The sequence below is a fragment of the Microbulbifer maximicatervae (SeqCode) genome (assembly GCF_052468095.1).
Map to the genome: position 1 here is coordinate 719,635 of NZ_CP174332.1, position 23,280 is coordinate 742,914.

Consider the following 23,280-nt stretch of genomic DNA (forward strand, 5'->3'; position numbering starts at 1 on the left):
AATACCCATCTCTATTCCCTGATTTATTCCTATTTTCCAGTCCAGAGCTTTTACACTTCACCCACTACCTCAATAGCTAAAAATTCAGGCATAGATCTGGTTGACTTAAAGCTGGCTTCAAGTTGTATCTTGAATTTGTGGATTCGCAGTAATTTTCAACAAGATATCGAGAGAGCTTTAGGAGGACCAATCAGTGACGAATTCTTTGAGACAGTGTGTTGAAGCACTTAAAGCGAATTGGCAGGGACTTGATACTTCATCGATTGTGAGATGTCGAGAAGCCCTGGGAAAATTGGCAGTATCAAATTCTGATGAAGCATGGTTGGCTGATCTACACGGTCGCCAAGAACCCAGTGTAGAGTTATACCGGGATGAAGATAAGGGTTTTATCTTACTGGCTCATGTGGAGCCTCGTGGGCTCTATCGCCCACCACATAATCATGGCAATGGCTGGGTATTTTACGCGGTACAACATGGTGAAGTGGAGATGTCTACCTATGGATTGCTCAATCAAGACGATGGTGAACAACTGGTGAGCCGAGGCTGTTATCAAATGATGCCCGGTGACTGTAGTGCGTTCTTACCAGGGGATATTCACGATACTCATTGCCTTTCCGAATATGTATTGATGTTTAGGTTGACCAGTTGTGACTTTAGCGAGGAGAAGCGTGAGGGACGTCTTAGGGTGTTTGCATCTTAAGCAAGAGTTTAACAATTGCCCGCTGGCCAGTTGCTAACGGGCAATTATCGATTGGACGTTTCCTAAGCCCAGTACAATCAAAACTCTCGATTAAAAATCTTAATCTCTATTATTGGGATATCATCCCGATATTACCATTGCCCACTTGACTGGCTGAGATATTTCCATTGACTTCACTCTGTGAAATATCAATAAAATTATCCAGCCCATTTTGTTGAGATAAGGCGAAACTCGAAGTACCCTCCTGAAATGCAACAGCCTCATTAAACATACCTTCCTGTGTGGTGGTGATGCTCATGAGTTCACCTTCTTGTCGAGAGGAAGAGATATTGTCTGATCCGATCTGACTTGTTTGGGCGTAGCTGTTTTCATTGAATATTTGCCAGAGAATGGCATTGTTACCATCACCTAATTGGGTGAGCTCACTAATAAGGGACTCGCCAAAGTTCTGCAAGCTGGTCGCCTCATTTCCTATTCCGTTTTGTGTCACGGTAGAGGTATAGAAGGTACCGCGTAGTTGAATTAGGGCACCATCATTCAAGGTTCCTGTTTGGAGAAGTGAGCCTGAGTGGAAGTCACCACTTGTGGCGCGAACAAACCCCATATTACTTTGTCCAGATTGGAACAAGTAGCCTGTATTGCCAATGGAGTCACTTTGGAAGAGTCTACCGTTATTCAATAGCCCCTCCTGATAGATTTCCCCATTAGTCGTAGTGGTAAGTATCTGGGTACTGAGTGCGGTCTGATTATCACCCAATTGCACAATTTGCACCGTGGTTGAAGTGCTTTCTTCTTGGCTGGCGATGGCGCTGTTACTGTCTCCAGTTTGCATTTGAAGTATGTAGCCCAAGGATGAATTCACAGATTGCATCGCTTCGGCAGAGTTGGAGCTACCCGTTTGCCTTTGTTCTATTAAGTTATTTTCAATGGTTGAGTCGGCTTGCTCGGCTGTTGCCAGATTGCTATCGCCGTATTGCTCTACAGTGGCAGTACTTGTGTCCGCGTGGCTAAGAGTACCTAACAACAGAATTGTGGATGAAAAAAGGATAGCGTAAGGCTTCACAAAGATCTCCCTTTGTTGAACTAATTTGAGTTCTTTCCTGCTTGGGGCACGGGGTGCTAGCCAAAGGATAAGTGACTGTCAGTTACGGCTTATTACTGCTGATATTGCCGATCTAAAGTGTCGCCATGGAGTGAGGGAAATACTATGGGCCAGAAGTACTTTTATTTTGAGAGAAAAGTCACTGACGAAAGATACAGGAATTGTGACAAACTGTATTTATCAGTTGTGGTTCCTGATTAGATTGGGAACTTTTTCTCACTTAGACGATGTAAAGCGCCATGAACTTATCTATTGGTGTCTGTTGGCTAGGTAATTATCCTTACATTTTGATCCTGTATTGTTATTGGTAAAATTTTTCTCTTTTATGGTTTTGTGTAGATTTAAAAACCTATAATTTCCGCTTTTTACGTGCCTTTGATCTTGAATTTAGACATTTGCTCACTGGCGCACGTGACCTGTGTCGATATGGTCACGAAATATTCTGTTTAAATCTGGAACCATTCTGTTTGCTATTTATCGAAACTGCTGAGTACGTATGGGGCTATCTGAACAGCGTACAGAAATAAAGTAAGTGTTTGTGATAATTATTAAAGGTGTAGGGGCAGTTGCACCCAGTTGAGTAAATAAAAACGGGGATGGGAAGTGGGTTCCTTTCAATTTAGAGCATCCTGGCAGTGTATAAATATTTATGCCAAGAATGTCTGCTCTATTTATTAATGCCTTCCGTTATACGTTATTCACACAAGCTCTTGATCTCTATTTTTGCAAATAATACCTGGCAGTTTGGTATTTGCCTCATCGCGTAAAACTTTAAATAGAACCCTAAAAACGACAATTGGAGATTCTATGAGCCATATTTTTATTCGCACAGCCATAGCATCGGCGCTGATGCTGGGCGCTCAAGGTTTGAGTGCGGCACAACCCGCCGACGACTACGTTGCGGGGCAGAGTTATTCCGGTGGCAGCCAGGTTTGCTACGGGGGAAACTTATATAAAGCTCAATGGTGGGCAACAGCTTCTCAAATTCCCTCGGATGCCCTGACAGCAGAAAACCGCTGGGACTCCCCCTGGATTTTGGAGGAGTCAGGTGCGTGCGATACCAGTGGTGGCGATGACTCCAATTCTGGTGATGGTGATAACAACGACTCTGATGATGATACTGATACCGGTAATAACGGAGATACGGATTCTGGTAACAATGATGATGCAGGTTCCGGCAGTGGTGGTGGCACTGGTGGCTCCGATACTTATATTTCCGGTCAAAACTATCGCAAAGGCGAAGAAGTTTGTTACGACGGCGACTTATTTGTTGCCCAGTGGTGGGCTAATGGTGACGACCACCCCACCGATGCATTAACGGCTGAAAATACCTGGGGTTCCCCTTGGCTTCTTAAGGAAGCGGATGGTTGCTCCAGTGATGGCGGCTCAGATGACGACACCGGCACCGGTGGCAACGATGGCGGCAGTGATAACGACGATAACGACAACAGTGACGATGGCAGCGATAATTCCGACGGCACTCCGATTACGGTCAGTGCCTCAGTGTCGCAGACACAAATTACCGGTGGTGGCACTGTAACACTTGATGCCAGTGCCTCCGGTGGCGAGGGCAATTTATCTTACAGCTGGGCCCAATTATCCCCGGCCTCTCCTGAAGCAGATATTGCTTCTGCGACCAGCGCATCCACCACTGTTACCCTACCATCAAGCACTTTTGATGTGAGCTATGTCTTTAGCCTAATCGTCAGTGATGGTGACACTACAGAAGAAGCACAGGTAACCGTGCAAAACCTCGCGGTGGACGATACCGATGAAGACGAGGATGATGATAATACCGATGGTTCTGAGAGTTCAGTAACCGCAAATATCTCGGCTTCAAGTATCAACGTTGGCTGTAGTGGAATGGTTAATCTGGATGGCTCTGGCAGTACCGGTGGCAGCGATATCTCTTACATCTGGAGCCAAACCAGTGGCCCGGTTGTAAAGATGACCAACTATACCGGCAGCGCTACCTCAGTGACCCTGTCTGAGGTATACAGCGATGTAACCTATACCTTCCAGCTGACGGCCTCTGACTCCACCCAAGCCAGTGATGTGGACGAGGTCTCCATTAGCCAGGATGGCTGTGCCGCAGCCGATGGCTATGTGATGGGCATCAGCGAACTGGAAGTTGCAGAAGAGTCGATTACCAGCAGTGATTCCCTGCTTCAGGAAGTAAAGGATACTGTCGAAACCCGGGACAACGCCGTGGTTGAGGCGGTGCAACCTGGCCGCAGTGCAAACCCTGAAAATGTCCTCCGCGTTGAGAGCATCCTGTCTGAAGAAGATTGGGATTACCTTTTCGCCCTCAGAGCGGAAGAGTACACTTACACCAATTTCCTCCGAGCCGTAGCCAAGTTCCCAGCTTTCTGTGGTGACTACACCGATGGCCGTGATGCCGAGGCGATCTGTCGCAAGTCGATGGCGGTAATGTTTGCACACTACGCCCAGGAAACCGGTGCCCACGCAACAGGTTGGGAAGTGCCGGAATGGCGCCAGGGCCTGTACTGGTTGCGGGAAATTGGCTGGACTGAAGATACTTCCGGTGGCTACGGCGCCTGTGATGCCAGCAGCAGCTGGGCAGCTGAAGCATGGCCCTGTGCGATCAATAGTGATGGTGGCTACAAGAGTTACTTCGGCCGCGGCGCCAAGCAGTTGAGTTGGAACTATAACTATGGTCCCTTCTCCCAGGCGATGTACGGTGATATTTACACCCTGCTGGAAGCACCGGAGTTGGTAGCGGATACCTGGTTGAACCTGGCAAGCTCCATCTTCTTCTTCGTCTATCCACAGCCACCCAAGCCAAGCATATTGCATGTAATCGATGGTACCTGGGAACCGAACAGTGTGGATCTGGCTAATAACCTGACTTCTGGATTCGGTGTTACCACCAATATTATTAATGGAGCGATCGAATGTAGTTCTGGTACTGAAGACTACCGCTCACAGTACCGGATCGAGTACTACCAGAGCACAGCGGAATACTTCGGTGTAGAAATTCCGGCAGATGAAGAACTCGGTTGTGCCAATATGGGGCAGTTCCAGACTGGTGGTGCAGCCTCCCTGGATATTTACTGGGATAAAGATTGGGGATGGTCTGCAGATACCCCAAATAATGAGAGCTACGCATGTCAGTTGGTGAATTACCAGACTGCCTACTCAGCACTGAATGAGGGCGATTATGCCAAGTGTGTTGAGGGCAACTTTGATATGACCATCGATTACCAAGACTAAAAACCAGGGGGCTGAATAGCCCCCACCCAAACCTTTTCAGTGACTTGGTTCTCCCCCGCAGCCAAGTCACTTTTTTATTGCCTTTCCTTCGGTGTTATCTTTCTCCAAACCTATCTACAGGCATATACATTCCTGTTAGACAAAATTCTAATCCAGGCAGTTGGGGTTAGCAGTTGTAAAAGTGTTAGAGATCCATGTATTGGAAGACGTACAGGCATCCGCATTGGCGTCATTAAGGTCGAAGCCAATGCCGAAGCCGCCCGCATCAACTCTGTTGCCAGTGATAAGGTAATTGGTTTGCGCAAACTCCTGCATCAATATGCCGCTAAACATAATATTTAAAACGGTATTTTGCGTAATAATACCCCCGGACGAGCTTCCGATAACGATACCATTCTCTCCTGTTACGAAACTTCCAGTTACTGGCTCTATGGTGTTTTGCGAAACGAGTGCATAGTCCCCTTGGATAACAATAGAGTCCCTCTCGTTATTTACAATTTCATTTGAAAGTATGCTGTTAAAATCCCCATCGGAAGAGATACCCATTTCGGTATTTAAAGAAATTGTCGAACTGCTAACAAAGTTGTTATTGCTGGTTAGGGAAATACCTATTTCGTTAGTTTGCACTAGGATATTGTAAATTCCATGAAATCCCGAGTCCTCTGCGCTGACGCCGGTATAACAATTTTCAATAGTCCCGTTTGAGAGAAAAGCCCCCTGACCAGACAAAATAATGCCAGTATTTAGCACGGGAAGTTCGGCACAGTGCACGGTAAACCCGTTCATATCCAGATTGCCGCTAGGACCGGATATGGTGATTGGCGGCATAGCAGTGCAGAATAATATGTCTTCAGTCATTATTTCAGCGCTGGTAATGGTATCGCCGCACTGAACGTCAGCAAAAGATAGGGTTGGTAAAAGCACGGATGCAAAAATTAACGGGAAATATTTTCCTGCCTGCATGGGGTTCTTCTCTGTCAGTTGCTTTAAGGTGGCGCTTAAAAGAGATCCTTTGAGCGGATCTTCTGAGAAAAATATAGATATGATTGATTGGAGGGTGAGGTAATAGATGACGGAGATCAGGCGTGGGAAATGGGTGCATGTTATTGATATTTGCATAGATTCCAGCCAAACAAGTAGGAATAATTAGCGGCTCAGAACTTCCTGGACAGACTGTTTTTATACGTGCAGATTACTCTTTTTACTCTGTGGTATCGTGACTGCGCCTTGCGTATAAGGTGGAAATATGCAACAGGACTAATAAACTACAATGCCGCCGAATATCACAAAGGATATTGGCGGCATGGTGTTACAACATATTCAAGAGCTACTTAAAAATAGGGGTGCCGGTTTACTCCTACTGTGTGACCTGGGCAAAGTTGGCGCTGCCGATTTGGATCGTGAAAGAGGAATGACCTTCACCAGATTGTGATATCTCCTTGTAATGCCCTTCGCCGATTTGTAGGAGTGTGATGGAGTTATTCAGGCCACTTTGTGAGATCATTGCTTCATTGGAATTACCAATTTGGGCAACATCTGTTCTGAGAATAACGCCATCCTGTTGTAGGCTGACGGCATTAGCTGTTCCGATTTGTGCAACCAGCAAGTGTACATCAAGCCCTAATTGATCAGTATCCACTGCATTTTGGCTTCCGAGCTGAGCAATCTCACCACTACTAATCAGTGTATTTTGGTCGGCTTCAACACTATTTCCTGAACCGCCTTGGGTTACGATTAGGGAGCCATCTTCAGATAGATTCTGATTAGTAGTTGCTGTATTTAAGGTTCCTAACTGGGCAATAAATACGCTATTAGAGTTGCTAATAGTCTGGGTGGTTTCAGCGGAGTTCTGAGTGCCAGTTTGTAATACTTCTGCACTATCAGAATTGGCATCCAGTTGAGAGATCTTTGCGTAGTTATTACCTCCAATTTGTGTGATAGATCCTTGAGCGGTGTCGCTGTCAATTTGATCAATACGGCCTGTATTTAATGATCCGACCTGAAGCAGAGTTCCAGTGCTACCAGACCTTAGCAGTTGCAGAATATTCCCCGTATTTGATACTCCAAATTGTTGAAGTGTGCCACTAGCAGAACTTATATTCTCCTGGTAAATTTCCGCAGAGTTTTGTTCTCCCACTTGAGTGGTGAGTGATGAGATTGAAGAGGTCACAACCTGTTGGGAGGTAGCGGTATTCGATACGCCGATTTGATTGACGATAATCGATCCGTCTGATGAGCTTCCCTGGCCAGCATTAGCGCTGTTACTATCCCCTGTCTGAGAAGTGTTGATATGCCCATTACTGGTATTTTCCTGGGCAGTCTCACTGTCATTGGCGACACCGATCTGGCTTTGCACGATGGTGCTTTCACTGGTTCCATCAATTTGGAGGGCATCCTCGCTGTTATTGACTCCAATTTGAGTTTGTACTATTAAGCTGTTGTTAACATCAGAGTCTGCATTATTGGCTGTGGCGGTATTACCTATGCCAGTTTGGTTTTGGATTACAAAATTGTTTTCGGCAAAAACCACACTGCTGATTGCCAACGCAAGTGAGCTAAAGATAAGTGGTGAGATTTTCATAAGTTACTCCTTTAAACTAAAAATCCCTAAATCATTGTCCGTTCAGTTACTGCTTCCTCCTTGTAAATCGAATTGACCACTGATATCCACTAGAGGCTCTGCCGATGAACGATACTGCATACAGAGCCTAATCCTGTGAGTTTTGGATATAACTATTGCTGCACACTGGCAAAGTTGGCATTACCAATTTGTAACGTAAATGAAGTTTGGTTTACATACACTTTGTGAAATTTCTTCAGAATGACAGCAGCCAATCTGGATTAATATCATCAAATTTCTCAGATCCGTATGGTATTGTCTGCCTCATGGTACTGCCATTTTGTGTTACAGCGGTGCTCAGAAAGGCCCTACCTTGCTGTGAAGTAACAAAATTATTCTCGGCGATAGCAGCACTGCTGATGGTCAGCGCCAGGGAATCGGTAAGGAAGGAAGAGATTTTCATAAGATACTCCTTGACTACAAAATCTCTATGACAGCATATGGTGATGTTTAGGCGATGTGCTCATTAACTTTTGCATATTGAGTAGGTTAAGATGCCCAAAGGGCACCTTAACGAAAGTCTCTATCAGTCTACTGTATAAATGTAGCGCTATTGCCGTCTCCAAGTTGGGTAACACTGATAGCATCATTAAAGCCAGTTTGCGTAACCGATATGTAGTTACTGCTACCGTCTTGAGATAATGTTGCAGTGTTTTGCATGCCGCTCTGGGCCAACTCAATCAAATTCAAGTTACCTGCCTGCAGCATGGTTGCTGTCTCCATATCTCCATCCTGTGTTGAGGTAATTTCGTTCTCATCACCTTCCTGGGTGATATCCAGTGAGCCACTGAATGCTGATTGGCTAGCTGAAACCATATTCATATTTCCAATTTGTTCAACAGAGGATGTATCCGATGAACCGCTTTGTGTGACAGTAGCATCGTTTTGTGTACCGTCCTGGGAAATAATATTGGAGCTATTGTCAGTCGACGCCTGTAAGGCTGTAGCCATATTGGATGAGCCTGACTGATAAATTTCAATGTTGTCACTGGCTCCTGATTGTGTTGCCAAAGCCATATTATTGTCATCACTTTGGCTAATATAAATGTTACTTTCAAAAGCACTACTTTGTGTGGCAACCGCTGATTGATTATCCCCATATTGGTAGATGGATAATGTATTGTCTGCAGTATCAAAACTAGTAGCACTGGCAAAATTGGAGTCTCCGGACTGTACTACGATAGCACTATCGGAACTTGAGGTGTTTCTGTTAATTGAGGCATTGTTGAAATCACCAACCTGACTTATCAAGTCTGAATTGGTAAAGGAGTTAAGGTGAGATATCCCAGCAGCATTTTGTTGCCCGAATTGAATTGTGGTAGCGCTGTTACCAGAGCTTGCTGTGTTTTGCAATGTAGTTGAAATATTTAAGTCACCGGATTGGGTAATGACTACAATATTGCTGGAACTCGTGTCCTGAGTACTAGTAGCCAGGTTTTGATCGCCATACTGGCTGATTGAAATAGAATCAGAATCTGAGGAGGTTTGTTCAGAGCTGGCAAAGTTAGTGTCACCATTCTGGAGGATTTCACTGCTACCGTTTGAAGCGGTTTCCTGACTGGTTAAAACGATATTGTTATCCCCGACCTGGAGTGCTGATGCCGTAGTGCTGGTTGTGGCATCTTGTGTCGAGGTGACACTATTATTATCCCCCTGCTGTGTTTGATAAATGGCGCCGCTGACATTGCCATTAGTTTGACTGGCATCAGCGTCGTTGTTATCACCAATTTGTGTTTGCACAATAAGGTTATCAAATACGGTCGGATCACTTTGATCAGCTGTCGCGTTATTATCTGTACCCATCTGGTTCTGGATGACAGTATTTTCCGCATAGGAAATCCCACTGATCATAAAGGATAAGGCCGTGGCTATAAGGGAATAGGTCTTCATTGGATAACTCCTTTACCAATTTGGACTTTGGGTGGTAAGCATATACTCTGCCTTTAACATCCATATAAAGGCAGAGTGTTTTTCGTGTTTCTACGAAAAATTATGTGCGGTCAATAATGATTGGGAATCTAAAGTGGAGGCTAGTACATAAAAAATATCACTCTACTACACGATGATATGGTTTAAAGCCATAGTTTGGGTTGTTAGCCATTTGATTTATAGCGTCAGATCAATCAAAGGCTACTTTAATTTTTGTCGATGAATTGGTATGTAGCTATGAGAATTTAGTTTGGCAAAGTTAGGAATAAAGTCGAGTTTATGTTTTGACTGACTACGTACTGGGCTGATCTATATTTTATAGATTGACAAGAATATAGGGAGGTTGCGCCCTGATGATCACATCAGCTCACCGATCAGCACAGCTTTCGAGACAACCTTGAAAGGGCTAGGTTATTGCTGCTGGTAGTTTGCGCTGTTGTCACCACCTATTCGTAGTATGTCAGCACTGCTATTAACCCCCAGTTTGCATCATTTGTATAAAGTTATTGCTACCAATTGGGGAGAGTTCGACAGTATTTTGTCTCCCACTCTGGGTTAGACTGAGCCTATGATCGCTACCTATTTGGTGAGTGTAGAGGTGAGTCTCTTCTCCACTCTAAGTGACGTTTAAACTATTAATATATCCCTCCTGCAGTAGTTGCAGTTCGCTACTTGTGCCGCCCAAATTCACTGTTTTAATATTACTACTGCCGAGTTGATTAATAATGACCTCATTATTAGCTGTAGAGATAAGACTAATATCGATAGTGTGCCTGGCCCCAGCTTGTATAATCTCTACTTTGTCATTATCACTAACACTGTGAATTAGAAAAACCTGGTTGTCCGCACCAACTTTCTTGATATAGTCTATGGCCGAGTTTGTCGTGCTAATAAATACCTAGTTTTGATTGGTATCACCGATTTGAGCGGAAAGTGTACTATTATTAGAGCCATTGTTTGAATCTAGTATTGTTGGTTTGTTACTAAGTCCTATCTGATGAAATTGCATTTCTCCATTAATAATATTACCTTGTGAACTAGTGGCAGAATTTTCTGTGTTTTTTTGATAGATAGAAATAGAAGCATTTTTAGAGTAGGTTTGAACACCTTGGGCGTTATTTTGATGGTCTAACTGGATATAGTTAAAATGGCTGTTAGTAATGGAGTCTTGTAGTGAACTTCCCTGGTTGCTATCGCCAATCTGGTAGCCAATACTAGTAATATCGCTTTGGTCAGTAGTGGCACTGTTAGCGCTACCCTACTGATACAGTGATGTACTATTTGCTTCAGCCAAAGAATTTGTGGCAATAAATGAAGATAGAGCGACGTAAATACCAGCCTTGGTGTACATGATAATTCCTTTCTATGACCGAACATTAAGTAACAGTTTCCCGAAGTTAGTACTTCTATCATGAGTAAATTTTATATAAATAACCTAAGTTTTTCATAATAAGCTGCATGCACTAGCTGGCGAATAAAATCGTACTTTCCAAAATTGGATCAGAGTATGGTGTTCTGGATTAAATGCTAGTAATCATTAAAAAGTAATTGCGCCAGCTTAAGATTCTATTTTTAATCGTTGCTATCGATATGGCTGCGCTAGCTTCTTCAAAAGAATGACGTAGTTTTTTATTCGTTCGAACGTCAATTATTTTAGGCAATTTTTCTTATGGTGGAAGCTATTATTGCATCCAAACTTAGGGGACTCAGTATCTCTGTGCTGAGATGTATTCTTTATTCTGAACTGATAGGAGTTGGATGTGAAAATTAAGCAGTCTGTAGATAAGGTGGCACTATTAGCGATAATGGCTTTTTCGGCGTCTTCATATTCATCAATTGCCTTGGCTGAAGTGGCTTGTGGCGATGTAATTACAACTGCAGAAGTGCTCACTGAGGACTTATCTTGTGATCTAACTACCGATGAACCTGATGCACTTACTATTGTCGGCCCAAGTGGCAGCTTAAATATGGGCGACTATTCCCTGACCTGTACTACAGGAGGAGATCTAGGTGGTGCAGGAATTCGAATCGAAGGCAATGGCGCCACCCTCACTGGGGGCGTTATAGATGGCTGTTTTGATGGAATTTTCTTAGAGGGAGAGGGGTATCACAAAGTACTTGGTACCGAAGTTGTTAATAGTGTTAATGATGGGATAGATATAGATAGTATTTACAATACTATAAATGACTGCGTTATTACTGATAGTGGTAGAGTCGGAGTCGATATGGATGATGACTACAATACTTTTTCTGGCTGTACCGTAACAGGTAGTGTTGCCGACGGAATCCAGGTGGATGATAGTTTTTCACGAGTTTTTAACAACACTTCAAGTGGAAATGGAGGGGCTGGTATTCTGATAGAAGGATCGTCAAATAATGTGATATCACAGAACACAACTACCGATAATGGCAACGGTGATAGCCAAGATGGTGGTATAGTTCTTATTTTTACTAATTCCAACTTCAATATTATTTCTGCGAACTCTTCTCTTGGTAATGATCCTTTTGATCTGAGGGATACAGTTGACCCTGATTGCAGTGGTACTAATATTTGGGTAAACAATGAATATCTCACTAAAGATCCAGATTGCCTGGATTGACAATTCTTAATAGACAATTTCTTTTCCATGGGCTGTTAAATTTGGTGGTAACGTTTTGTGGAATTTTATAGATCGATTTACTTAATTTTTTTATAAAACTTATCAATCAGCAATCTATTAGGGGCTCGTATATGAAATATATGAGCTTCCTTTATATAGCATAATATAAATATATTTATATCTATTATAGTGAAATGTGGTAGAGGTTTAATTAAAATAAAAATATCTCTAAGGTGAGTATCTTGTAAAGGGCTCTCAGGCGTGTATTTTTCACTTTAAATGTTATTGTATGAATTAAATAATATTTGCATCTAAATGTTGATATGTTTCCATGTATGAGATTTTGATGTGGAAGATTAGATGAGTATTTTAAAAGTTAGGCATTAATAGGATGTTGAGTTGAATAGCAGGTATGCGGTTAGTAAGCATGATCTAAATGTTAAATATATATTCCTAAGTTCACCACTTAAAATACGATGGATGTCTGATGGCGTATATGTAGCCAGGTATTTGAAATTTTCAAGAGGGGACTTTTTTGGAGAGTACTATGTGAGTGCAGCGATGCTGTAGTGTTTCGGTAATTTGGGGGCGCAAACAAACCGAAGAGTGTGAGTAAGTGTGGGTGTAATTTTAAATTGCCTCTTTTTGTGGTATTACCACGATATTCAATGTGCTGATGGTTGGTTCTATAAGAAATAGTAGTTTTGGGGATGCACTGAGACGATAGATATGATAACAAAACAGAATAATATATATTCAATAATTGTATCAGTTCAGTGAATCCCCAATTTATGATCACTAAATATTTTTCTATGAAATTAAAGTGAGCTTGAAGCCAGGCATATTATTGCATTATGTTTCCGCTATTGTTGTCTCCAAACTGTGTCACGGTAGTTGAGGCAGATGGGTTCGCCTGCATGGCCTGTAGAAAATTATTATTTCCACTTTGTGAGAGTGTGGCCCAGCTACTCATACCTGTCTGGTTAAGATCGATTTCGTTGAGCGTACCATTTTGGTCTGTATCAGCAGAAATCAAATCACCATCCTGAAAAATAGAGAGGACATTTTGTGTACCTGTTTGCGTACTTAGAAGGCTATTTGATGATCCAGTTTGGCTAGTCAAGGCCATATTTTGTTCGCCATTTTGTGAAAGGGTTAATATTGATGAATCACTCATAATTTGGAAAGCAATTGCATCATTGGCAATGCCTATCTGAGTGACTTCTACAATACCGTTGCTACTGGAAAAATGGCCCATACCTCCAATGATATTTTGATCGCCGATTTGGGTTGCAGAGCCGATTACATTGGAACTTGAAAGTGCCTGCACACCACCTACTAAATTATCATTCCCTATTTGCTGGGAAAACGAGTGGCTTTGTGTACTGTCAAGTTGGCTTGAGCCCCCAAGGTTTGAGTTCCCGACCTGATTAGTAAAAGTACTACCAAAACTACTGTTTGAATTACTGCTCCCCCCCAAGTTATCAGTGCCATTTTGAATAACAGTGCTTGTCATAAAGTCAGAATTGTCGAACTGTGAAATTCCACCGTTGTTAAGTGATCCAGTTTGTAAAACTACGGAGGTGGTGTTGTCTGTATTAAGGCTTGCAGATGCAGAACCAATATTTTCAGATCCATCCTGGCTAATAAATATGGAGTTGTTATTTGAATTATTGAAATGAGAAGCTGCTGATTGGTTGTCAGTACCAACCTGAACAATATTTGTACTGTTTAAGCTGGAGTTAAAGTTTACGGTTTCAGCAAAATTGATTTCACCGGTTTGGGAGACAAAGTTGGTGTTATTGGAGTCACCAAGCATACTGGATGTAACTTCGTTAGTATTACCTACCTGTAAGGTTGTCAGCGTTGTGCCTGTACTATCCTCCTGGCTCGCGTTGGCTAAGTTTCCATCTCCAATCTGGGTCTGAATAATCACGCCGTCACTGCTATTAATGATCTGTTCCGCCTCTGCTGTATTATTATCCCCATTCTGGGTTTGTACAATCAAATTATTGGTAACGGTGGGATCGCTTTGGTCTCCCATAGCCATGTTGTTATTGCCTGTTTGATTTACAATATATATATTACTAGCCTGTGCCGCAGCGCTGATACTAATTGCTAAAATGCATGGGATTGCTGGAATATACGAAGACATTCTCATTGATAAAACCTCGACTTCTCTAGTGTAGTCATTTTCCTAAAACAAAATTTTAAAAAGGCTTGTTACATATTTAAATTGAGTAGGTACAAGCTTAAATGAATATCATTAATGTCCATTTCTATCTGGAGCTGATAGCAGGTTGGCGCTATAGAGATCAATATTTGCTTGGGGAAGTTTCAGAGCTGCCAAAAGAAATTTTCCGAAACTGACTAATCGGCATTAATACTTAGCTATGCCTGTTATTGATCAAAGCTGAACATGCTTAAGATTTCATCAAGTATGGACTAAAAATTTTGCGATTAATAAATGCATGCTTACTGTCTAATTCTCCTTTAAACCTCCTGAAATCTATTAATGCCGGGTAGAGCTATTTAATCTTCTACCCTACCTATATATGATTACTGCCTTTGGTTTCCCTGAGTAAGTTGAAAGTTTGGTAAAAGTATTGATGAAGCATGAGTCTTTTCAATGAGAGATAAGTGTGTAACTGCTAGTAATAAAGTTTACTTCCAGTGAGTTAGGCCAACTGATATTTTTTGCACTATAATTTTTCTCTTCTAGAATGGATCAAAATTTATCTGGTTGTGAATAATTTTAAATCTAGATAGAGGTTGCAGTCCTAGCTTATGAAAGCTTTAGGCTAACCCTGTAGCCTTGATTTATCCAGGAAGATTATCCGGGGATAAACTTACACCCTTTTTTAACAGAAAAAATGACACCAAACAGAAGCATTTGGTATCATCGACTACATATAAAGAAATTCACGTCTTAAGTGGAGTAAATGATATGAGCATTTCTCCTAATGCATGTCCTTTATGAATGGTCATGTATTCCGCTACTTTGTGTACTTTGAGCTAATAGTGGGTGAGTTACTGCATGATATTACCACTATTGTTTTCGCCAAACTGCGTCACAGTGGATGAGGCAGATGGATTTGCCTGCATAGCCTGTAGAAAATTATTGTTACCACTTTGTGTAAGTGTGGCAACACTACTCATGCCGGTCTGATCAAGGTCAATTTCATTAAGTGTGCCACTCTGATTGGTATCGGCAGAAATTGAATCACCATCCTGAATAATAGAAAGTACGTTCTGTATTCCTGTTTGCACGCCAAGAAGGATGTTAGATATCCCTGTTTGCCCCGCCAGGGCCATATTTTGTTCTCCATTTTGAGAAATAGCTAACAATCCCGAGTCGCTCATAATTTGGAAAGCAATTGCATCATTAGCAATACCTATTTGAGTGACCTCTACAGTACCATTGCTACTGGAGGAGTGGCCTGAACCACCAATTATATTTTGGTCGCCTATTTGTGTGATGGAGGCGCTAACATTATTGCTAGAGTTTATCGATATGCTGCCTAAATTGTCAGTACCGGTTTGCTGGATAAATGTATGGCTCTGTGTGCTATCAATTTGGCTTGAACTTCCTAAATTTAAACTTCCCACTTGATTAGAAAAGGTACTGCCGAAGCTACTATTTAAATTACTAGCTCCCCCTAGATTATCATCGCCACTTTGAATGACCGTACTTGTCATAAATTGAGAGCCACTAACTTGCCCAACTCCCCCATTGTTCAACGATCCATCCTGTAAGATGACAATACTGTTGTTCTCCGCATCGAAACTTGCGCCTGGAGAACTCGTATTTTGAGATCCGCTTTGGTTTACAAATATGGAATTGTTACTTGAGTTAAAGCTATGAGCTGTGAAAACTTCATTGTCGGTTCCGGTTTGTAAAACATTAGTACTATTAGATGTAGAGTTGAAATTAACGGTAGAGGTGAAATTCAATTCACCACTTTGAAAAACGAAATTGGTGCTCGCGGTATCATTTTGCATAAAGGAATCGACTTCGTTATTGTTCCCCATCTGTACGACGGTATCGATTGTGTCGGTGCTATTTTCTTGGCTTGCTGTGGCTAAGTTTCCATCTCCAATTTGAGTCTGAGTGATCACTGCATTATTGCTATTTATGATTTGTTCTACCTCAGCTGTATTATTATCACCATTTTGGGTTTGCACAATTAGGTTGTTGGCAACGGTGGGATCACTTTGATCCCCCATGGCAGTGTTATTGTTACCATTTTGATTGACTATGTAGGTGTTGCTCGCTTGTGCTAGCTGTATCACAGCAAGGGTGGATAATCCGGCAATTGTGGCTTTGAATTTCATTGTTGAATTCCTCTTCGAGCTACGCTGTGACTAAGGTTTGGTTTAGTGGGTGACTTAGATTTATAGCTCATCGTTAAAGCTAAATTTAAAATCATCGCTGGTGCTGCCTTTTTGTATTGGCTTCAAACCATATTTTTGGCATTAAAACTTGACTATGCCAGGTGGGGGAACTCTTCGTTTATTTGGGATAAAGCATAGAACTTCCAAACGTACACTGTACTGCTTTGTACTAAATTAAAGCCTATGATGTACTGCACTGATAAAGCAATAGTGACAATTGAAATGTTTGTTGCTGATATCTACCATTAAATTGTCCCCAAAAATTATTGTCAATGAGCGGTGAGATGTATATAGGATAAAAGTACTGAGAAAGTAGTAAGAAAAACTCAAGCCGATAATTTCAAAACTGTCTTGTCAGTATTTGAAAGTCTAATAAGGTCTGATAGGGCCTGCAAAGAGGTTTGCAAGGCCCTTGGTTTTTTTACTGCATATAGGTGGCGCTGTTGTTGTCACCTAGTTGGGTGACACTGATTGTATCGCTAAAACCGGTCTGCGTTACCATTAGGAAATTGCTATTGCCATCCTGAGACAATGTAGCAATATCTGAAGATCCACTCTGAGTCAGATCTATTTCGTTGAGATTGCCGCTCTGGTTAAGGGTGGCTGAAATACTGTCTCCGTCTTGGAGGGAATTAATCAAGTTGTCCTCGCCATCTTGTGAGGCGTAAAGGTCGGCATTGAAGTTGGTTTGCTCCGCATTTATTGTGTTTAATTCACTCATTTGAATTATCTCAGCCGAGTGGTTGGAGCCGGTCTGTGTCAGATCCGCATCATTGCCATTACCAATTTGGCTGATGGAGTAGTTATTATCAGATACAGTTTGCAGGCTAACAGAAATACTATTGTTGTCACCTTGCTGAAGGTTTGAACCTACACTGTTATTGGCATTGTCATCTGTGGAACCAAAGATATTGTCATTTCCATATTGTTCAACTGTAGTAAATTGATCAGAACTTTGGCCTCGTACGGTAAACCCTGAATTGAAATTGCCGATCTGTGTTAATTGGACTGAAGTGTTTGAGCTGCCATCATCATCTACCCCTCCGCCGGTATTATCATCACCCATTTGAAAGACGCTGATACTGCTATTAAAACTATCCCACTGGCCTGATGTACCAATATTTCTATCACCGATGGATACTACGTTCAGAAATGCTTCATCCATATTGGTCTGTCCTGAAGAACCAATATTATCGGTGCCAATCATAGTAAATTGCATTGAGCTATTGGTAGAGTCCCTTTGCGGAGAGCTACCAATATTGCTTGTTCCGCTAATGGTATAGATCATTGTAGTATTGGTGGTATTTTCCTGTATTGATCCGCCATTATTGTCGGTTCCCGTTATTGTGAAGGTCATTACCGTATTCGTCGTATTTTCCTGTATGGAGCCACTGCCATTATTGGTCCCCATCATGGTGTATGTCATGGTTGTATTGGTGGTGAATTCCTGTGTTGAAGAAACGAAATTATCAGTGCCGATTAACGTTTTCTGCATTACACTATTGCTGGTTGATATTTGATCTGTCCACGCGCTGTTATTGTCTCCTATCAAAGTAATGACGGCTGAAGAATTACTACTGCCGTCTTGCTCACTATTCGCGAAGTTGTTGTCTCCCTGCTGGGTTTGGATAATGGTTCCATTGCTGGTGGCATTGAATTGTATTGCCTCGGCATCATTATTGTCTCCAATCTGAGTCTGCGAGATTAAACTATCAGTGGCACCAGTTTGGTCCCCCATGGCCATATTTCCAGTTCCCTCTTGATTGACAATATAAGTATTGTCACCATACGCAATACCGGAAATGGCTAACGCTAAGGTAGTGATTGCAAAGGCTGATGTTTTCATAAATGATTCCTTTCATTTAATGATTTATGGATGGTGTTAAGAGCGATAGATCTCTTGCTTCTATAAAGGTAATTAACGAATGAAACTTCTGTAGCTCAGTTAATTTTTAATGAGCACTAAGTAAGAAGCTTAAGGGCCCTAAATGGTGAGAGAAGTAGTGATAATGCTTGCTTGTACTGATCCCAAGCCATTTTTTGGCATTAATGCTTGGAGATGCCGAGGCTATATTCATTTTTGCTTCGATTGATGTGAAATATTTATTCCAAATTTTTCACCTGTATTGGTTGATTTTACTATTCATTTAATTTGCTCCTATTTGGTTTGTTGGTCCGCCAAAATGTAGTGAAGTGATAAATGACCCCTACTTACGGTATCGCTTTTAGTATTATTAATAAATAAGATAATTGGTATGAGATAAAAGCACTGAGATGCTAGTAAAAAAGTCTGATTTAATCAGTATTTTCATTGCAGAGTTATATTGATATTTGATAGTGGATAGAATATGTATGGTTAGGTGGAGTCCATATATGGGTATACGGACTCCTATCAACGATTTACTGTGTAAAAGTGGCGCTATTATTGTCACCTAGCTGGGTAACATTGATGCTATCGCTAAATCCTGTTTGAGTGACACTCAGGAAGCTGTTGTTACCATCCTGAGGTAGAGTGGCAGTGTCCTGTTGTCCACTTTGGGTGAGATCTATTTCATTCAGGGTGCCTGCCTGACTTAGTGTTGCCATTTACTGTCCCCATCCTGCAGTGAATTGATCAGGTTGTCCTCACCGTTTTGTAGGGAGTAAAGGTCGTTATCAAAGCTTTCTTGATCAGCATTTATCTCATTTAAATCACTCATTTGAATGATCTCAGCAGTGTGACTTGATCCAGACTGGGTAAGAAATACCATATTTCCATCACCGATCTGTGATATGTAATAGGCGTTATCAGATACCGTCTGTAATAGGGTAAGACTAGTATTGCTATTTCCTTGCTGTAGGACCGTTCCAATACTATTGCTTGAGTCAATGGTTGCATTATCAAATAGGTTACCGTCTCCAAACTGCTCATACGTAGTGCTTTGACTAAAGCTATTAAAACGACCAAGTCCACCTATATTTGAGCTCCCAATTTGAGTAATTGTGGCTGTATTATTCGCACTACCAATCTGCTCTCCAGCGGCCGCAAGATTACTATCCCCGGTTTGAAAGATCATTATCGTAGTACTTGAGCTGACATTCTGGGTGGTGCTAACAAGATTATCGTCACCATAACTTTCAGCTACTAAAGTTGCGGAATCGGAGTCTTGTTGTACAGAGGAGCCAAGATTATCGTCACCTACAAAGGTAAAGCTCATTGAACTGTTGGAAACATTATTCTGAACTGGAAAGCCAAGATTGTCATTGCCTTCCATGATGTATATTAATGAGGTATCAGAAGTGGCATCCTGTGAGCCGCCTCCAGAATTATTATTCCCTGTTACATCCAATTGCATGAAGGAATTGCTGGTTGATGTTTGCGTGGGATCCATATCATTGCCGTCACCAAAGATAATGACCTCAATGATGGAGTCAGTGGTGGCATCTGAAGTGTTATTATCCCCTTCTTGAAATTGAATAATAGTGCCGTTGGTATTGCCATTAGACTGGATGGCCTCAACATCATTATTATCCCCAATTTGAGTCTGTTCGATGAGGTTGTTAAATATAGTGGGATCACTTTGATCCCCTAAGGCTGTATTTCCCGTACCTTCTTGATAGATAATATATTCATTGTCATCTGCATGAACCAGGCCACTGATGGCAAGGGATAGAGCGGTAACGGCTATAGGTAAGATCTTCACAAGTAACTTCTTTACTTCAACTCGCTATGGCGCTTTGACTGCGTCCACAGTATTTCCTGTACAACACAGGTGAAATCCATATCCAATCCCGTGTAATCGAACGTCGACCTACCATCCGTCGGGCATTGGAGGTTATTTGATCGGCCCTAAATGGTGAGAGAAGTAGTGAGACTGCTGACTTGCACTGGCTCCAAGCCATCGGCATTAATACCTGGCTATGCCGGGGCGGTGATCATTGGCGGCTTTATCTAAAAGGCTCAATGATTCCAAATTCTGGTGGGCATAAGTGCTCACCGTTTGTCATAGATATTTCTCCTCTGTAATCCGTTTGATTGGGCTCTCCAAAAGTCGAAATCCAGCTCGTTTCAGATATTGGAGCCTTGGAAAAAGTATTGACAATGAGACTCCTCAGGGGAATGAGATAAAAGCACAGAGATACTGGGACTAAAGTCGAAAAATATCTGATATTTTCAGTGTGTTAGGATGTGGCTGCTGGGAGGAGGGTTGGATGATAGATTCTGGGAGATAGCTGTCTGAACATACAAATTCCTAGAGATAGGCACATGGCTTTACTGCAGAGAAATCGCGGTATTATTACCAAATTAAGTAGTGGTGATGCTATCGTTAATTCCTGCCTGCGTGGGCATTATTTAATTGTTGTTGCCGTTAAATTGTGTTGCTTCAACGTTATTATTGTCACCAATCTGAGCTTGATTTATTAAGTTGTTAGTGGTTGTTTGTTCAATTTGATCTTCAGTAGCAGTGTTGCCAGTTCTTACTTGGTTGATGAGTAAGTACTGTTCGCCTGGGCCTGATGGCCATGATTGATCGAGAGAATGGTAATGGCTAAAGATAGCACCTTCATGGGAAAATCCTGTCAGTCTTTGATTTTTGATTTTTGGTTTATAAGAATTGGAGTAGGGGCCCCGCTCAAGACTGTCGATCAATCCTGATTGATCATCGGCTGATAGCTTTAAATACTTCTGCTACCGGATACTGCTTTTGGACTGATTCGATCTGCTAAAGATGGAATGAGGATTAGTGAGACTGCGGACTTACACTGACATCAAGCCATTGTTGTTGGCATTAATGCTTGTCTATGCCTGAGCTGGGACCTAATCAGAGTATTGCGGAAGAAAGTAATTCTGGATATAGGAGAAAAGCACCGAGAATCTAGTAATAAAGTTTATGAGAACCCCCTTGGTACTAGGCTGTTACTTGGTGTTGCCTGATAATTTACGCTGCAGTTGGTCCTTCGTTGGTCCAAGCTTATATATCCATTGCATAACTTGCAAAGTGTGAAGTTTGGCATTTATGGCAGCCTCAAAGACCCCGCTATCGCGATCACAGATTATAGGTTTAACAGCATTGTCGTTGGCAGTCTTTTTGGTGGCCAATGATTTTACGGCCTTCTCCGTCGCTATCCCTGCAATGGAAAAACATTTTAACGCAGATATCTCCACCCTTCAGTGGGTGATTAACGGTTATGCATTGGTGTTCGGGATTTTTATAGTTACTGGCGGGCGCTTGGCGGATATGTTTGGTCGGCGCCGGCTATTTTTTGTTGGAACCTCAATCTTCGTCTTTTTTTCAGTTTTGGGTGGTCTGGCCGTCAATGAATGGATGCTGCTGGGAAGCCGGGCATTAATGGGTGTTGGTGGTGCTCTGATGTGGCCCGCTGTGCTCGGCATGACCTATCAGATCATGCCTGATGACCGCGCCGGTCAGGCAGGCGGTTTGATAATGACGGTGTGTGGCTTTGCGAACTCTGTAGGGCCACTGTTGGGTGGTTTCTTTACAGATTTTCTTAGCTGGCGCTGGATTTTTTTTATTAACTTACCCATCGCTTTGGCGGCAATGTTGGTGGGTTGGAAAGTAATTGAGGATGATAAGCCCGATGAGAGCAATGAAAAGGTTGACTATTGGGGGATGGCCTCATTATCAATTGGCCTTTTGGCTTTAATGTTATCTCTGGATTTTGTTATCGATGTAGGATTTAGAAGTCCTTTAGTGATTGGACTTTTAGTAACATCGGTGATTTTCTTTTTGGTATTTGCCTGGGTTGAGCCTCATACTCGCTCTGACCCACTTATTCCCCCGGATGTAGCTACTAATTGGCGCTTTTTTTCTATCTGTGTGGTGACTTTGCTTCTATCGGTCACTTTTGTATCTATGTTGCTTTATATTCCTCAATTTTTAATTAAGGAGTTGAGCTATTCTGCAGTTTGGTCTGGTGCGGGTTTATTGCCGGTGATGATTACCTATGCGGTAGTCTCATATATAGCAGGGTGGTTATATGAATTTTTGGGGGCTCGCCTAATTTTAGCGGGAGCGGCACTCTTTTTAGGTTTGGGAATGTTTTTACTTTCTGGCCTAGTGGTTCGCGATCACTATCTGCACTTGGTACCGGGAATGCTCACTCTCGGTATAGGATTAGGCTTATATTTTCCTACGATAACGACTACTGCGGTTACGGTATTGGGGCCTGCCAGGGCAAGCTTGGCGGCGGCCTTAATTTATATGTTCCAAATTATCGGCGGTGCTATTGGTCTGGCGATGAATACAACGGTTGTTGCGATGGCTCCGGAATTATCTGAAGGTATTGATCGGGCATTTACTGTTAATGCGTGTTTGGCTGCTGCAGCACTGATTGTAAGTTTGCTGTTTGTGAAAGGGGATGTTTCCCAGAAAGAAAAAATCTGAGCAATAAATAATATGGTTTTTCTTAGCCTCTTTCTCTACTGTATGTATATCGCAGAATTGTTACTGCCAATCTGTGAAATGGAGATAGTAGCACCAAAACTCAATTGAATTACCTGGAGAAAGTTGTCTGTACCTAGTTGTAGTAGCTCTGCACTATTAAAGCTGCCGGTTTGAGTGAGATTGATAGTGTTTAGCTCACCCAGTTGAATGATGTCCGCATCATCAATATAACCAGACTGCGTTGAACTTACTTGATTCTGTAGGCCTTGTTGCAGCAACTGTAGTCTTGCACTAAAGCCATCTTGAATGGCTAT

At 42.2% G+C, this 23,280-nt stretch carries 17 protein-coding genes; 4 read left to right on the forward strand and 13 right to left on the reverse strand.

The window, feature by feature from the left end:
* The first annotated feature begins 193 nt into the window (after nucleotides 1-193).
* Nucleotides 194-700 carry a hypothetical protein gene (locus ACJJIL_RS03080; protein WP_444915615.1) on the forward strand — a complete coding sequence of 169 codons (507 nt, stop codon included), beginning with the start codon at nucleotides 194-196 and terminating at the stop codon, nucleotides 698-700.
* Between the two features lie 109 nt (nucleotides 701-809).
* Here ACJJIL_RS03080 and ACJJIL_RS03085 read toward each other — a convergent pair whose 3' ends face one another.
* Complete coding sequence (locus ACJJIL_RS03085; protein ID WP_444915616.1) at nucleotides 810-1,763, reverse strand: hypothetical protein; 954 nt, start codon at nucleotides 1,761-1,763, stop codon at nucleotides 810-812.
* Between the two features lie 846 nt (nucleotides 1,764-2,609).
* Here ACJJIL_RS03085 and ACJJIL_RS03090 point away from each other — a divergent pair.
* Entirely contained in the window at nucleotides 2,610-5,036 is a 2,427-nt protein-coding gene (locus ACJJIL_RS03090) for a glycoside hydrolase family 19 protein (RefSeq protein WP_445361182.1), read from the forward strand.
* A gap of 147 nt (nucleotides 5,037-5,183) precedes the next feature.
* On the opposite strand, the gene ACJJIL_RS03095 is transcribed toward ACJJIL_RS03090, so the two are convergent.
* The 5 genes from ACJJIL_RS03095 to ACJJIL_RS03115 all read right to left on the reverse strand — a co-directional run bounded on the left by ACJJIL_RS03095 (nucleotide 5,184) and on the right by ACJJIL_RS03115 (nucleotide 10,168).
* Nucleotides 5,184-6,155, reverse strand: coding sequence for a NosD domain-containing protein (locus ACJJIL_RS03095; RefSeq protein WP_444958573.1), 972 nt, complete (start codon nucleotides 6,153-6,155; stop codon nucleotides 5,184-5,186).
* Nucleotides 6,156-6,393: 238 nt separating this feature from the next.
* A complete protein-coding gene (locus ACJJIL_RS03100; RefSeq protein WP_445361183.1) occupies nucleotides 6,394-7,617 on the reverse strand; it encodes a hypothetical protein in 1,224 nt (407 codons plus the stop codon).
* A 235-nt stretch (nucleotides 7,618-7,852) separates the two neighbouring features.
* On the reverse strand, nucleotides 7,853-8,059 hold the full coding sequence (locus tag ACJJIL_RS03105) for a hypothetical protein (protein ID WP_445361184.1): 207 nt from the start codon (nucleotides 8,057-8,059) through the stop codon (nucleotides 7,853-7,855).
* Nucleotides 8,060-8,187: 128 nt separating this feature from the next.
* The gene (locus tag ACJJIL_RS03110) at nucleotides 8,188-9,546 is read right to left on the reverse strand and encodes a hypothetical protein (protein ID WP_282931393.1); all 1,359 of its coding nucleotides are present in this window, start codon (nucleotides 9,544-9,546) and stop codon (nucleotides 8,188-8,190) included.
* Between the two features lie 511 nt (nucleotides 9,547-10,057).
* Entirely contained in the window at nucleotides 10,058-10,168 is a 111-nt protein-coding gene (locus tag ACJJIL_RS03115) for a hypothetical protein (protein ID WP_353057086.1), read from the reverse strand.
* Nucleotides 10,169-11,345: 1,177 nt separating this feature from the next.
* On the opposite strand from ACJJIL_RS03115, the gene ACJJIL_RS03120 reads away from it, so the two are divergent.
* Complete coding sequence (locus tag ACJJIL_RS03120) at nucleotides 11,346-12,185, forward strand: right-handed parallel beta-helix repeat-containing protein (protein ID WP_282931394.1); 840 nt, start codon at nucleotides 11,346-11,348, stop codon at nucleotides 12,183-12,185.
* 844 nt (nucleotides 12,186-13,029) lie between these two features.
* Here the strand turns inward: ACJJIL_RS03120 and ACJJIL_RS03125 are convergent.
* The 6 genes from ACJJIL_RS03125 to ACJJIL_RS03150 all read right to left on the reverse strand — a co-directional run bounded on the left by ACJJIL_RS03125 (nucleotide 13,030) and on the right by ACJJIL_RS03150 (nucleotide 21,210).
* Nucleotides 13,030-14,346, reverse strand: coding sequence for an autotransporter outer membrane beta-barrel domain-containing protein (locus tag ACJJIL_RS03125; protein WP_445361185.1), 1,317 nt, complete (start codon nucleotides 14,344-14,346; stop codon nucleotides 13,030-13,032).
* Between the two features lie 869 nt (nucleotides 14,347-15,215).
* Nucleotides 15,216-16,520 (reverse strand): hypothetical protein, encoded by a 1,305-nt coding sequence (locus ACJJIL_RS03130; protein WP_445361186.1) that lies wholly within the window; start codon nucleotides 16,518-16,520, stop codon nucleotides 15,216-15,218.
* 481 nt (nucleotides 16,521-17,001) lie between these two features.
* Nucleotides 17,002-18,426: a hypothetical protein gene (locus ACJJIL_RS03135; protein WP_444911452.1), complete on the reverse strand. Its 1,425-nt coding sequence runs from the start codon at nucleotides 18,424-18,426 to the stop codon at nucleotides 17,002-17,004.
* A 554-nt stretch (nucleotides 18,427-18,980) separates the two neighbouring features.
* On the reverse strand, nucleotides 18,981-19,166 hold the full coding sequence (locus ACJJIL_RS03140; RefSeq protein WP_444896192.1) for a hypothetical protein: 186 nt from the start codon (nucleotides 19,164-19,166) through the stop codon (nucleotides 18,981-18,983).
* Nucleotides 19,154-20,263, reverse strand: coding sequence for a hypothetical protein (locus ACJJIL_RS03145; protein ID WP_445361187.1), 1,110 nt, complete (start codon nucleotides 20,261-20,263; stop codon nucleotides 19,154-19,156). The genes ACJJIL_RS03140 and ACJJIL_RS03145 overlap by 13 nt, the downstream gene beginning before the upstream one ends.
* A 650-nt stretch (nucleotides 20,264-20,913) precedes the next feature.
* Entirely contained in the window at nucleotides 20,914-21,210 is a 297-nt protein-coding gene (locus tag ACJJIL_RS03150; RefSeq protein ID WP_445361188.1) for a hypothetical protein, read from the reverse strand.
* Between the two features lie 421 nt (nucleotides 21,211-21,631).
* Here ACJJIL_RS03150 and ACJJIL_RS03155 point away from each other — a divergent pair, with 421 nt between their 5' ends.
* Nucleotides 21,632-22,966 carry an MFS transporter gene (locus ACJJIL_RS03155; protein ID WP_445361189.1) on the forward strand — a complete coding sequence of 445 codons (1,335 nt, stop codon included), beginning with the start codon at nucleotides 21,632-21,634 and terminating at the stop codon, nucleotides 22,964-22,966.
* A 35-nt stretch (nucleotides 22,967-23,001) separates the two neighbouring features.
* On the opposite strand, the gene ACJJIL_RS03160 is transcribed toward ACJJIL_RS03155, so the two are convergent.
* Nucleotides 23,002-23,244, reverse strand: a complete 243-nt coding sequence (locus tag ACJJIL_RS03160) for a hypothetical protein (RefSeq protein WP_445361190.1) — start codon at nucleotides 23,242-23,244, stop codon at nucleotides 23,002-23,004.
* Nucleotides 23,245-23,280: the final 36 nt, after the last annotated feature.